9 protein-coding genes are annotated in these 13,843 nt (G+C 45.3%); 5 read left to right on the plus strand and 4 right to left on the minus strand.

Going from position 1 to position 13,843, the window contains the following annotated elements; translation table 11 throughout:
• Positions 1-583 precede the first annotated feature (583 nt).
• The 4 genes from QUA74_RS21140 to QUA74_RS21155 form a co-directional block, all read right to left on the minus strand.
• Positions 584-1,474 carry an alpha/beta fold hydrolase gene (locus tag QUA74_RS21140; RefSeq protein WP_333333175.1) on the minus strand — a complete coding sequence of 297 codons (891 nt, stop codon included), beginning with the start codon at positions 1,472-1,474 and terminating at the stop codon, positions 584-586.
• A gap of 158 nt (positions 1,475-1,632) precedes the next feature.
• Positions 1,633-3,660 carry an adenylate/guanylate cyclase domain-containing protein gene (locus QUA74_RS21145; RefSeq protein ID WP_333333177.1) on the minus strand — a complete coding sequence of 676 codons (2,028 nt, stop codon included), beginning with the start codon at positions 3,658-3,660 and terminating at the stop codon, positions 1,633-1,635.
• Positions 3,626-8,326: a response regulator gene (locus QUA74_RS21150; RefSeq protein WP_333333179.1), complete on the minus strand. Its 4,701-nt coding sequence runs from the start codon at positions 8,324-8,326 to the stop codon at positions 3,626-3,628. Before QUA74_RS21150 ends, QUA74_RS21145 begins: the two co-directional genes overlap by 35 nt.
• Before the next feature lie 768 nt (positions 8,327-9,094).
• Positions 9,095-9,604 carry a hypothetical protein gene (locus QUA74_RS21155; RefSeq protein ID WP_333333181.1) on the minus strand — a complete coding sequence of 170 codons (510 nt, stop codon included), beginning with the start codon at positions 9,602-9,604 and terminating at the stop codon, positions 9,095-9,097.
• A gap of 77 nt (positions 9,605-9,681) precedes the next feature.
• On the opposite strand from QUA74_RS21155, the gene QUA74_RS21160 reads away from it, so the two are divergent.
• The 5 genes from QUA74_RS21160 (at position 9,682) to QUA74_RS21180 (ending at position 13,768) form a co-directional block, all read left to right on the plus strand.
• Complete coding sequence (locus tag QUA74_RS21160) at positions 9,682-10,599, plus strand: histone deacetylase (RefSeq protein WP_333333183.1); 918 nt, start codon at positions 9,682-9,684, stop codon at positions 10,597-10,599.
• Positions 10,600-10,741: 142 nt separating this feature from the next.
• Positions 10,742-11,752 (plus strand): glycosyltransferase family 2 protein, encoded by a 1,011-nt coding sequence (locus QUA74_RS21165; protein ID WP_333333185.1) that lies wholly within the window; start codon positions 10,742-10,744, stop codon positions 11,750-11,752.
• 195 nt (positions 11,753-11,947) lie between these two features.
• Entirely contained in the window at positions 11,948-12,529 is a 582-nt protein-coding gene (locus tag QUA74_RS21170) for a serine acetyltransferase (RefSeq protein WP_333333187.1), read from the plus strand.
• Positions 12,522-13,151: an acyltransferase gene (locus tag QUA74_RS21175; protein ID WP_333333189.1), complete on the plus strand. Its 630-nt coding sequence runs from the start codon at positions 12,522-12,524 to the stop codon at positions 13,149-13,151. Before QUA74_RS21170 ends, QUA74_RS21175 begins: the two co-directional genes overlap by 8 nt.
• Positions 13,152-13,246: 95 nt before the next feature.
• The gene (locus QUA74_RS21180) at positions 13,247-13,768 is read left to right on the plus strand and encodes a serine acetyltransferase (RefSeq protein ID WP_333333191.1); all 522 of its coding nucleotides are present in this window, start codon (positions 13,247-13,249) and stop codon (positions 13,766-13,768) included.
• The last annotated feature ends 75 nt before the right edge of the window (positions 13,769-13,843 follow it).

The following is a 13,843-nucleotide window of genomic DNA, read 5'->3' on the forward strand; positions in this document are numbered from 1 at the left end:
AAGCCCTTCAAGTGGACTTATAAGGGTAAAGTATTAGCGGTTTAGTGGGTATTCTATTTTCGCCGAGCTGTACTAGCGACAATTTATTATTATATAACTCTCTAGTTTTGAGTTCTATGCAATCAAATTTTGATGATAGAAAAAAATCCACACTTTCTGATTTTTTGAGATCAAGTGCAGTCAATTACTTTTTTTGCAACATCCGAATATTTATTTAACGAACCGCGAAGACGCTAAGAACGCGTTCGGCGAAGCCGTTCCCGAAGGGTAGGAAGAAATGAAGAAGGCGGGGCGGGCTTACAGATATTCTGGATGTGAATTTATAGATAATTTAAAACTCTTAAAAATGGGTTCCCACAGAAAAAGCACCGACGACTGGCCGTGTTTCGTCTCGGTGCTTTTTCTGGTTCGCTCCTCACACGTCCATCAATATAGCTGACTCAGTAAATTGTGTCAATACTTTTTCCAAAAATTGTTTTTTGAGTCGGCTGCTGCCGGGGTGTCGGTGCGGTGGAGCGAGGCAAAACTTCTGCAATGCAAGGGTTTTGGCCGATCGCCCGCGATTGGATTGAGCAGAAAAATTTTAGTTCAATTCCAGCAGCCAGTCCAAAATCAGAGCGTTGACTTCACTCGGCCGCTCGTCGTGAGGACAGTGGCCTGTGTTGGGAATTGAAACAAATTTCACTGGTTTATCGTTGGCGGCCAATTGTTGATAAATCTGGCTGCCGGCGATGGGTGTCCAGGGGTCGTCTGCGCCCCAAAGTACCAATAACGGACGATCGACTTTGGGCAGCAATTCTGACGGTTGAGGGCCTGGAGGGGCTGTGAGAATCGAGGCAAACACTTGTTGAGCTCCTGGCTCGCAGGAGGGGGCGTGCAGGAGTTCTACGAGTTCGTCAGTGATGGCTTCGCGGTTCCCGTAGACTTGGCGCAGGGTGTTGCGGATGCGGTGTTTTTGGCGGATGTTGTTGAACATAAAGGGGCCGATCAGGGGCGATCGAACTAATTTAGTAAAAGTCCCCATCACTACTCGCAGCGGGAAATTCAGTTCGTCCGGCCGGTGGTTGAGCCCGCCGGCACAGTTGATTAAGACTGCACCTGCTGATATTTCTGGATGGTTGGCGACTACCATCAAACTCAGCAAAGCGCCGATCGAATTCCCGACAAATACCGCCGGTTCCTGTACCAGATCCGCCCAGAAATCAGTCAGCAATTCTTCCCACAATTCCAGAGTGTAATCTAGGGCTGGTTTGGCGGAAGCACCGAATCCCAGCAAGTCCAAAGCAAATACGCGATAGCCGCCGGCCGCTAGTGCGGGGATATTTTGCCGCCAATGTCCGATCGAAGCCCCAAATCCGTGAATCAAGATCAGAGGGCGGCCGGTTCCTTGGACGGTATATTGGATTTTGTGACCTTTCCAAGTCCAAATTAGCTTTTCAAAACTCGTTGCAGATACTAATTGTTGTGCAGTCACGGCTATTATGTAAAGTTTCGTTAACTACTTTCATCATAGCAGAAGTCAGTAGTCAGTAGTCAGTAGTCATGAATTATTGGTTATTGGTTATTGGTTATTGGTTATTGGTTATTGGTTGTAATACCCAATGCCCAATTCCCCATGCCCAATTCCCATTTTTACTTTTTTCCTAGCAACCAATAAGTCATCATATTCCCCTTACCTTTTACCGGAATTACGCCTCGCCTCTCAAACAAATACTTATCTTTCAAAAGCTCATAAGTAACATCAGTAACTTGAATTCTGCCTGCAAAACCCGTAGCTTCCATCCTCGCCGCTACATTCACCGTATCTCCCCACAAATCATACGTGAACTTGCTCACACCAATTACTCCCGCAACCACCGGCCCGGAATTGATGCCAACGCGAATTGCCAGTTTTTCCCCTGTGTCGGCGCACAACTTTGCTATTTTTGCCTGCATTCCCAGGGCCATTTGGGCGATCGCCTCGGCGTGGTCATGTCTCGGCGTAGGCAATCCCCCGACTACCATGTAAGCATCGCCAATAGTCTTAATTTTCTCCACACCGTACTTTTCAGCTAACTGGTCGAAGTGCGAAAAAATCACGTTCAAGCGCTTTACCAACTCGGTGGGAGACATTCTAGCAGACAACTCAGTAAAGCCAACAATATCAGCAAATAAAACACTTACTTGGGCAAAACTGTCGGCGATCGTACTTTGCTCCGCCTTCAAGCGTTCTGCGATTGGTTTGGGTAAAATATTTAACAGCAACTTCTCGCTTTGTTCTTGTTGAACTTTGAGCGCTTCTTGCGCTAATTTGCGCTCTGTAATGTCAGAAACAGTACCCTCATAGTAGATCAGGTCACCTTTTGCATCTCGAACAGCCCGGACATTTTCTGACACCCAAATCCGGCGCCCGTCTTTGCGGCATACCATAGATTCAAACCCCGAAACGGCATTGTCAGCATCCATAGCAGCCACGAATTCGAGGCGACGTTCCGGGTCAACGTACAGTTGCTGAGCAATATTTTTAATCTCGGACATCAGTTCTTCTGGCGAGTCGTAACCGTACAATTTTGCCAAAGCTGGATTAGCGCTGAGATAGCCTCCTGAAGGCGTGCTTTGAAAAATGCCTTCCATCGCATTTTCTACAATGCTGTGATATTTTTCTTGAGCAATACGCAGCAATTCTTCTGCTTGTTTGCGCTGAATCAAAGAACCTAATTGAGTGCCTACCGCATTAAAAACGTCTATAAATCGTGCGTCTTTCCCACCAGACGAAATTTTAAAGAAAACTAGCACTGCCAATACTTCATCCCCTACCAAAATCGGCACGCCAAAACCAGCTTTGAATCCTAGTTCTAGTGCTATTTGACTTCGGAGAAAATGCGGGTAGCCCTTGGAAATATCTTCTACCCATTCCGGTTGCTTGGATGCCCAAACTCGTCCCGGTAGCCCTATATTCCGGGCAAATGTCAGTTGTTGGCTTTGGGTGCGGAACGATTCCATGCTGGGGTTGCTCGCATACCAGCCCCTGGCTGATTCTAGAACAGTTCTTTCTGCATCGGGAATCCAAGCTTCTCCTACATCCCATCCGATTGTTTCGCCAACTTGGTGCAGAATTACTTCTAAAGCTGAGTGAAAGTCTACAGCTTCGCCGATCGCCCGCGTAGTTGCCAGCAAAAACCGAATTGATTCTTCAGCCCGCTGCCGTTCTGCGATTTCTTCCTGCAATCTAGAATTGCGATCGTGCAGTTCCCTAGCTTGCTGTTGCAGTTTGGATTGCAGCAAACGAAGGGAAAGTTGGTTTTGAACGCGGGCTAAAACTTCTTCTACTTGAAACGGTTTAGTAATATAATCTACTCCTCCTACTTGAAAAGCTTTAACTTTTTCCATAACGTCATCTAGCGCACTAATAAAAATTACCGGAATATCTTTAGTTTGTTGGCTTAGCTTTAACTTCTCACAAACTTCATACCCGTTCATTTGCGGCATATTAATATCTAGTAAAATTAGATCGGGAGGAGATATTTGCGCCCCTTGCAGAGCCAAGTGTCCGTTAATAGCCTTCCTGACATGATACCCGTACGATGTCAGCATAGTCGATAAAAGTCGCAAGTTGTCCGGCATATCGTCAACGATCAGAATGTCTTTAGGAGTCGCTGGTAATGGATGGTCGTTCATCATAATATAATTGAGTTAAATCGATAATGATATCTATCCGAAAATTATCGACTAAATCTGTTAAAGCGTTAGCGAGATTTGCCTTAGTTTCGGGAATTTGCTCGATGAGTTCGAGGATGCGGTTGTCGTCAACGCAAAGTGCTGCTCGGTGCAACTCGACCACCCAGTCTGTGGGCATTACACTCAAATCCTCCGTGGTCAAACTTTTAAGCAGCGTCGGTGTTGAAAAAGAAGTAGATAAGTTCTCTTTTTCATAAATATAACGCAGGTTGAGGTGATGCGCTATCTTGTCAAAGAGTACCTCTTCCCGAAACGGTTTACAGATCAAATCGTTACAACCCGCAGACAAAATTATCTGCCGCTGCTCGTCAAAAGCACTGGCAGTCAGGGCAATAATTATTGTTTCTTTACCTTCTAGAGTTTTCTTAATCTGTCTTGTCGCTTCATACCCATCCATCACGGGCATTAGCATATCCATTAATATCAAGTGCGGCTTCCAAGTTGAATGCAAAGCAATTGCTTCTTGACCGTTAGTTGCTTCCCGGACTTCAAATCCCAGGGGAACCAGCAGCTTAAGCAGCAGTTGGCGATTTTCCACTACATCTTCAACTATTAATATCCGATAAGTGTCTTGTCCGGCTTCTAAAGCGATAACTTGTTTGATCGGCGGTTTTTCTTGTTCATCACTTTCTGTTACTAAGTTAACCCAAATATTAAACCTGAAAATTGTGCCTTGGTCGAGTTGACTTTCAACAAAAATATCACCTCCCATAATCCTGACAAACTGTTGGCTAATCGGCAATCCAAGACCCGTTCCCTGCATGGATTTTCGACCCGTTTCGGTTTGTACGAAGGGCTTGAATAATGTCGAGAGTTCCGAGGGAGAAATGCCGGGACCCGTGTCGGCAATTTCAAAATACAATTGGGATTTGTTTTCTTCTGGGGCGTCTTTTTCAGCTTGGCTGCTGACGCGCAAAGTAACGGTTCCGTGCTGAGTAAATTTAATCGCATTACCGACCAGGTTAATTAAAACTTGCCGCAATTTAGCTGCGTCTGTTTGAATGTAGTGCGGCAACTCCTCGGCCTTTTCAAAGATTAGTTGCAAACCTTTTGAGTTTGCTTTTAGTTGCAGCATTTCTTTGAGACTGTTGAGAAGGTTGTAGAGATTGAAGCGGCTTGGATTGATGTTAATTTGACCTGCTTCTATTTTGGACATTGACAAAACATCATTGATGAGTTCCAGCAAATGTTCGCCGCTGCGGTTAATAATTTCTATGTATTCTTTTTGTTCTTCCGTGATATAACTGTTGCGGGCCATGACTTGGGAAAAACCCAGAATGGCGTTGAGAGGCGTGCGGAGTTCGTGGCTCATGGAAGCGAGAAATTGGCTTTTGGCGCGGTTGGCAACTTCGGCGTTTTCTTTGGATTTAATCAGTTCCATGGACTGCCTTTGAGTGCGGGCGAGTAATTCCGCTTGCTGTAATGCTACTCCTAGCTGAGTACCTACATCAACTGCAACGTTGATTTCAGCTTCACTCCACTGGCGGGGAGCAGAATTTTGATACGATGCTAGTAATCCCCAGAGCTTTTTTCCGGAAAAAATTGGTACAATAATGTAGGATTTAGCTTGAAAATTTTCTAGCAATTTGATGTAACAATTATCGAAACGTTGCTTGTAAATATCTGGGACACAAAGGTAAGTTTTACCTCGGCTGAAGGCTCCACCTTGGGTTTCTTGCAAATAGGTATCGCGTACTTCTTGTGAGGTGCTATCTAATCTTTTGACAACGCAACGTTCGCTGTCTAAAGCACCTTCCGTAAGGTGAGAATCGCTCTCCTGTGCTTGGATGAAAGAAACCCACTTGCGGTCAAGGGATTCGGCTACAAATTCGCCACTCCAGTCTGGATTGAAACGGTAAATAGCGACTCGATCGCACTTCATGGTTTGGCGCAATTCTCGGGTTGTGGCGTAAAAAATTTCTCGGATATCTAAAGTCTGCCGCATTCTTTCAATGACGCGGGCGATCGCTCTTTGTCGTAAAGCACTTTCTTGCAGTTCGGTTTCTGCTTGCTTGCGTTCGGTAATATCTACAGCCATTAAAGCAATGCCGATCGCTGTACCGTTATCGTCAATTAGCTGAGTATTGTACCACTCGCAGATGATAATTCTGCCGTCTTTAGTCAGATTTTCGGTAGTGCCGCTGGATTTGGCATTCAAGTCATGATTGAAAATCTCAGATACTTGCTGGTGGTAGCTTTCAGGTACGATCAAATCGGAGGCGACTCGACCAATCGCTTCTTGCTCACTGTAGCCAAAAATAGCAACGGCTGCGGGATTCCAAGTGATAATTTCTAAATTGAGGTTTAACTCGATAACTGCGATCGGCGTTTGCTGCAATAAAAATGAGATTCTTTGTTGCGATGCTAGCAGTTTTTCTTCGGATAATTTGCGGTCTGTGATGTCATTAGCAGTGCCGAGAATTTGTTTGGGGTTACCATCATTTGTTCTGAGAAATACTGTATCCCAACTGTGCATCCACCGCCATTCACCGTTTTTGTGTTTCATTCGGTATTGACATTCAATGACATCGCCGTCTTTGGCTTGCTCCACTTTTTTGACGCTTTCCAAAAACTCTGGCAAATCGTCGGGGTTGAGCAATTTGGGCATCATTGCTGTACCCATATCTTGTATTTCTTGGGCGGTGTATCCGAGCATAGTCAAAATTTGTCGGTTGGTATAAACATTCCGTTGCTCAATTACATCGTAAACGTACAATAGGTTGGGATTGGAATCGGCGATCGCTTGAATGAAGTGCTGGCTTTCTCTGAGTGCGGATTCTGTTTGTTTGCGAACACTAATATCTCGCGCCACGATAATCACTGAATCTGGAGTAAGCGGAGAAACTTTAGCGTCGAGGCAAACTTCGCGCTCTCCGACTTGAAAGCTATATTCAACATTGATGCTTTGCTTCGTTTTTATAACTTGTTGGATGGCATTTAATACCAAATCGGCCACAGGTTCCGGCAAGACTTCGTGAGCGGTTTTGTTAATCATTTCGCTTGGAGGTTTCACCAAATTCGTTGATGCTGTCGGAGCGATTTTGATACAGCGCCCTTCTGCATTTCTCACTAAAACTGTGTCAGTCATGGCGGCAAAAATCGCCCGCAATTCTGTTTCCGATTCTTGCAGAGCTTGCTCGGCGCAGATGCGGGTGCGAATTTCTGCTTGCAGCACTTTATTTTGCCGATCGAGCTGCTGAATTCGGTTTTTTTCTCGTTCGATCAGTTTAGCTTGAGCGATAGCGAGCCCTACTTGAGCCGCCACAGCTTCTAACAAGTCAATTTCATCGGAAGTCCATTCCCGGTAACGATCGCACTGGTGCAAACAGATAGCACCGTTTGCCCTGCCTTGGTAGGAAGTGCGAATTGCCAGCATCGATTTTAACCCAACCTTCTGGCAAATCGGTTGAACAGCTTGCAACAGAGGGTCTGAATAAACATTGTTGGAGGCGATCGCCTGATCTTGTATCATCATTTGTACGACGTGAGGATTGCCCCAAATTGGAATGGGTATGTCCCAAATAGATTCGCACTCGGGTTCTAGATACTCGGCCGCCAGAGGAATATCGACCTGGGGGGTAGTAACGTAAGTATGAATCAAACAGCGATTGGCGCAGAATGCCAGACCGATTTGAGTTGCAGCTATTTGAAATATTTGTTCTGGCTGCAAGCTTGAGCGAATTTCTTTAGTTATTTTTGCAATCAGCAATTCTCGCTGAACTTGCCGTTCTAAAGCAGCTTTAGCTCCAGCCATTTCTATTTCTGCGTGCTTGCGCTCGCTGATATCAAAAAGTACGCCATACCAAACAATATCGCCATTCTCGCGCATTTCTGGCCGAGAATTAGATTGCAGCCATTTGAGTTTACCCGACGGTGTAATAATCCGCCATTCAAAGGCAAAAGGTTCTAAAGTTTGGGCGCTAGCAGCAATTTTTTTGACTAGATATTCTTGGTCATCTGGATGATTTTGATCGAAGCAAAAGTCGGGATTTTTTAATATTTCCTCACTCTCTAATTCGTAAATCTCCCGACAAGCATAACTAATATATTCAAACTTGAAACTTCCATCGGGCTTCTTTATAAATTGATAAAGAACTCCCGGTATATTGACTGCCAATTTCTGCAACCGTGCTTTGCTTTCCCGGAGTGATTGTTCTGTCCGCTTGCGAAATTCTACCTCTTGTTGCAGTTGGGCATTCTGCTGTTTTAATTGTTTTGATAGCTGTTGTATAGTCAATTGACTTTCGAGCCGCACTAAAATTTCTTCCACTTGAAAAGGCTTAGTAATGTAGTCAACACCGCCGACTTCAAAAGCTTTGACTTTGTAAAAAGTTTCATTAAAAACGCTCAAAAAAATAACCGGAATCTCCCTAGTTTTTTTATTAGATTTCAGTTGGGTGCACACTTCATAGCCGTTCATTTTGGGCATGGCAATATCCAGCAAAATTAAGTCAGGGAGAACGGTAAAATTAGCATTGACCACCATTTCTCCCGAAATCGCCCGCTGAACTTTATACCCTTCTTTCGTCAAGATGTTTGATATAAACCGCAGGTTTTGTGGCTGATCGTCAATAATTAAAATGTGAATATTTTCTTTATCTAATATCATTTTTTCTGACCAGTGTGATTTTTTTTACTGCTAGCAGATTGATTATTTAATAAGTTTAGCGATTATTTTCCGACCATAATTGTTTATTAAATTTTTTCAACCTCAGCAACAACCAGAGTAATTTTAGATATTAGCCCATTAAATAACGCACCTTCTCTACTTTCAACTTATTAGTTGCCCGTCTTAAGTTAGCAACTAAAATTAACTCTCTTTTAATTATATTTAATTTACCAAACAAATCCCCTTATTTGCTGTCCACATTAAGTCTGCCGAAAAACAATCATCACTTAGGCACTCCCGACAAAAGCAACCGGGTTTTTTAACTTGGTTCAAGGGCTGCGAGCAATTATTTTCATAAAATTCGGTTGATGCGTCCAGGCCAGTTTTTTGCTGGACTTTAGGATTAAAAGTCTCAGGAAGATAACGCAAGTTTGTGGACATTCTGCTACCACATTCAAAGGGTTTTAGCAGAGATACACACCTGGACGTACCGCGAGGCGAAGAAACGGGGTGTTTTACTCTTGTCGCTGTAACGAAGTATGGCTGTGAAAAACCTTGGTTTCGACGCACCCGCCCATCAGTCTTAAGATATTTATAGGTGACTAAGCTATCGCGCATGGAAATTGAATATTCGAGGCGGGCGGGACGCCCACCCACTCATTCTTTGATTGTTTTTGACATACAATTTAAATGCCGCAACAGCTTAAGAGTATAGATCGATCATCCCGCGCCCATAGCCTACCCTATAAACTCTTGTCTTGGTCTTTTCTATGCCAGCAATTCCTTAAGTTTAGCAATATTTTCATTGCTCAGGTAAATTTTAATTTCTAGTTCTTGGTCAGATTCCCACAGCAGCAGCATATTATCTTCGCCCAAGGCGATTTCGGGATTGTTTAATTCAAGTGTTTGATATTTAACTTCGGGAATTCCTACGCGAATTACCAGTTCCGATTCCAACTGAGGATAGATGTACAATTGCTGTTGCAAGTTATCAAGTTCTAATTTGTCAACAGTGTTGTTACGTTGGACAGGAGAATCGGGTATGTACCAATAGAGAGTTTCCTCGCGAATTTCGGGATTGACTATCACAAATGTTTCGTCAAAACGCTGGGGATGCCAGTGAATTTCGCTCAGACCGCCGATTTGCGGAATTAGTCGCTCTACCCAGCTAATTTCTTTGCCGTTGAGGTTTCCCCACCACTGCCTGATATTATCGAGATTTTCAGCATTTTCGGGGTGAGTGCTGCCGGACTGCCAGACTGTTTTTAGTTGTTGCATATACAGATTCTCCAGCGAATTTAAATTTGAGATTGCAGACTTTCAATTGGAGATTCATTCGTTATACAATAATTTTAATGGACTTACCAATTATTTACCACGAAGATTACGTTGCACCTCTGCCACCGGATCACCGCTTCCCGATGGCCAAGTTTCGGATGCTTTACCAGATGCTGCTCGCGGACGGGGTAGCAGATAAATCCCAATTTCATGCTCCCGAACTTCCGCCTCAAGAATGGATTGAATTAGTTCACGACCCCTGCTACGTGCAAGCTTACTGCAACGGGACGCTCGATAACAAAGCGACTCGGCGAATTGGTCTGCCTTGGAGTCGGGCCCTTGCTAATCGCACTTGCACTGCGGTTGCAGGAACTGTACTAACTGCCAAGCTCGCTTTAGACTACGGTTTGGCTTGCAATACTGCGGGCGGAACTCATCACGCCTTCCCTGCTTTTGGGTCGGGTTTTTGTATTTTTAATGATTTGGCGATCGCCTCTCGCGTCTTGCAAAAAAGTGGTTTAGTTCGCAAAGTTTTAATTGTCGATTTAGATGTCCACCAAGGAGACGGAACCGCCGTAATTTTTCAAGATGATAGCAGCGTTTTTACTTTCTCGATGCACTGCGAAGTCAATTTTCCAGGCACTAAACAAAAGGGCGATTTAGATGTACCTTTGCCTGTCGGTATGGAGGACGACGAATATTTACAAACATTGGATAAGTTTTTACCAGATTTGCTTTCAAATGTCAAGCCAGATTTAGTTTTGTACGATGCTGGAGTAGACCCTCATCACGGTGACAAACTGGGAAAATTAGCTTTAACTGATACGGGCTTATTTCGCCGGGAAATGCAAGTTTTGATGGCGTGTTTGGCTGGCGGCTATCCCGTTGCCTGCGTGATTGGCGGGGGCTATTCCGATGACGCTAAGGGGTTAGTTTACCGACATTCGCTGCTGCACCGGGCCGCCAGTCAAGCCTACAGGCAGTATCGACTTTGATCCAGAGCGGCAATACTTCCGAAATATGGCCGAAAAAACAGTCTCCCTCACCCAAACAAATAAAAATACTATTAGCGATCGCTCCAGCTTGCCAGATCGGTACAACTTGAGCTAAAAAGTTGTTAAACAAACAACGGTACTTATGTCGAAGGCCAGCGAGTCCAATCACCCCTATCCACTGCTGGTTGTCATTGTTAACTACCGAACCTCTAGTTTGACAATTGACTGCTTGCGCTCTCTAGTTAGCGAAGTGCAATCGCTGCCCGGTATGCGGGTTGCAGTTGCCGACAATGCTTCAGGCGATCGCTCAGTCGAAGAAATTAGTAGTGCGATCGCCTCAGAAGGCTGGAGCGAATGGGCATCCTTCGTTCCCCTAGACTGCAACGGCGGATTTGCCTTCGGCAACAACGCCCTGATCCGTCCCGCCCTCCAATCCCCCAATCCCCCCCCTTACTTCCTGCTGCTCAACCCAGACACCATAGTTCGCTCCGGTGCCTTAAAAGCCCTCGTCGATTTCATGGACTCCCACCCCGAAGCCGGCATCGCCGGCAGCCGCTTGGAAGACCCCGACGGCACCCCTCAGGAGTCAGCTTTTCGGTTTCACAACATCTTGACGGAACTCGATTTTGGTTGGCGGACAGGCTTTATATCCAAGTTATTAGCCAACTGGGCTGCAGCGCCTCCGATTTCCCAAGAAACCTGTCAAACTGATTGGGTAGCTGGAGCCAGCATGATCGTCCGTCGCGAAGTATTTGAAAAGATTGGCTTGATGGATGAAGCTTATTTCATGTACTGCGAAGAAATGGACTTTTGTCTGCAAGCGAACAAAGCTGGCTGGAGTTGCTGGTACGTACCCGAAAGTCGCGTTGTCCACTTAGTCGGCCAAAGCTCAGGCGTCACTGACACCAAAAAGCCCGCCAAGCGGCTGCCCACCTATTGGTTTGATTCCCGGCGTAGGTACTTTATCAAAAACTACGGCTTGGTTTACACAGCATTAACTGATGTATCCTGGGCTTCGGGTTTTGCAGCCTGGAGGGTGCGCCGCGCACTTCAAGGCAAACCCGATGGCGATCCACCACAATTGCTGAGGGATTTTGTATTAAATAGTGTATTTTTAAAGGGGGGTAAGATTGAAAAATCCAAAAACTTTTAAAGGGAGTTGGTAAATCGGTCAAAGCCAACTAAACCAGGTTAACCTAGGCAAGCAAAATATTTTATGATGCAGCCGATAAATTAGTATTCTCGATCGATAAAACCGGATTGCTTTTTCCTCAAAAACCTGATAGACCCATTAATATCGTCGGCATCTAGCAATAGAGTAAACAAAAAATAGTGTGAATTAGAGCTTATGGTAACTGAGCAAAACTTAATCACCAGTGAAAATCAAGTAGAAACTCCCGGCCTGGGACTGTGGCAGCAAATTAAAGAAGACTGGATTGCTCATGGTCGAGATTGGACAAAACCGGGATTTCGTGCCGTAGCAGTGCAGCGTTTTGGCGTCTGGAGAATGCAAATAGAACCGAAATTACTTCGAGCTCCTTTGAGCATTCTTTATCGATCACTCTACCGAAAAGTCCGCAATAGTTACGGGATAGACTTGCCTTACACTGTGAAGCTCGGTCGTCGCGTGGTGATTGAACATCAAAACGCTATTATTATTCACGGATATTGTAAAATCGGCGACGACTGCATTATCCGCCAGGGTGTAACGTTGGGAAACCGCTATTTGGACAAACCGCTAGAATCCCCTCAATTGGGCGATCGGGTTAACGTCGGCGCTGGTGCAAAAATCCTCGGAAAAGTAAACTTGGGAGACGACGTAAATATCGGTGCCAATGCTGTAGTTTTATCAGACATTCCTGCAGGCAAAACAGCAGTAGGTATCCCCGCCAAGATTCTTCAATCTACCAAAAACCCGGAAAATGCTTAGATCAACAGTGCAAAAAATTATCCGTCATCTTGCCATGCGTTACGGCAAGTTCCCAGGTTTGTACGTCCAATTCTGTAATCCTTGTTCCGAAGAATACACCGAATTTCTCCGCCGCCACGGCAACTTGTACGCGATCGGCGAAAATTGCAGCATCTGGCCCAATACCGTCTTTGGATATCCAGCCTACGTCCGCATCGGCAACAATGTTGACTTCTCATCTTGTACCTTGCTCGGCCACGATGGCTCAATCGCCATGCTTGACCGGGCTTACAACGTTAAACTAGAGGCCGTAGGCAAGATAGATATCCGCGACAACGTATTTATCGGCTTCAATGCGATCGTCCTTCGCAACGTCACCATCGGCCCAAATGCGATCGTCGCCGCCGGTGCCGTCGTCACCAAAGATGTCGCCGAGGGCGATATAGTGGCCGGTGTCCCCGCCAGACCGATAGGCCGCGTGGAAGACTTAGTGAAAAAATTGCAAGCCGAAACTCAAAGCCTGTCCTGGGCAGATTTGATTAACAGCCGCGAGGGCAGCTTCGACCCCGAAATTGAACCCGATCTCGTAAAGTTACGAGTGTCCCACTTCTACGGCAACACATCAACTCCAACTGCGGCCTAATTCCAGCAATTTCCCTAGTCAAGTTAGAGATTCCTCTTAAGATAAATTGCACAACTAGGCACAATTGTCTACATCATCAAAACACTGCACAAACAATGGTTGAGTCAATCACTAAGTCAATCATTTCTGCTACAGAAGCAGACTGGAGCCGCGAAAAATCTAGCAAGTGGTGGGAGCCGAGTCGCCAACTGCTAAAATCTATCCGCAACTATCAACAGTGGCAGAAGCAGGGTGGAATTGCAGGATATATTGTATGCCGTTGGAACGTGATCCAGCATCGATTTTGGAGCGTTGTAACTGCAACAGACATCCCTTTAAACTGCCAAATACAAGGAGGACTGCTGCTGCCTCATCCTAATGGCATTGTCATTCATCCCAGTGCTTCCATTGGCCCTAACTGTCTGATTCTTCAACAGGTGACAATTGTTGCTGATGTGAAAATCGGCGGTCACGTCGATATTGGTGCAGGAGCTAAAATTATTCGCTCCGTAACGATCGGCGATCATGCTTTGATTGGTGCTAATGCTGTGGTGATTTGTGACGTGCCACCCGGTGCAACCGCCGTGGGAATTCCCGCAAAAATCATCGAAAAAACCCCCAGGAAGTCTGAACAATAATTTCTAGAAGTAGCAGAAAAATTAGGAAATTAGCGGGAATTTTATTATAATATAAAATGAACTCGTCAGTAGTCG

It is taken from the genome of Microcoleus sp. LAD1_D3 (assembly GCF_036702135.1).
Taxonomy (GTDB): domain Bacteria; phylum Cyanobacteriota; class Cyanobacteriia; order Cyanobacteriales; family Microcoleaceae; genus Microcoleus.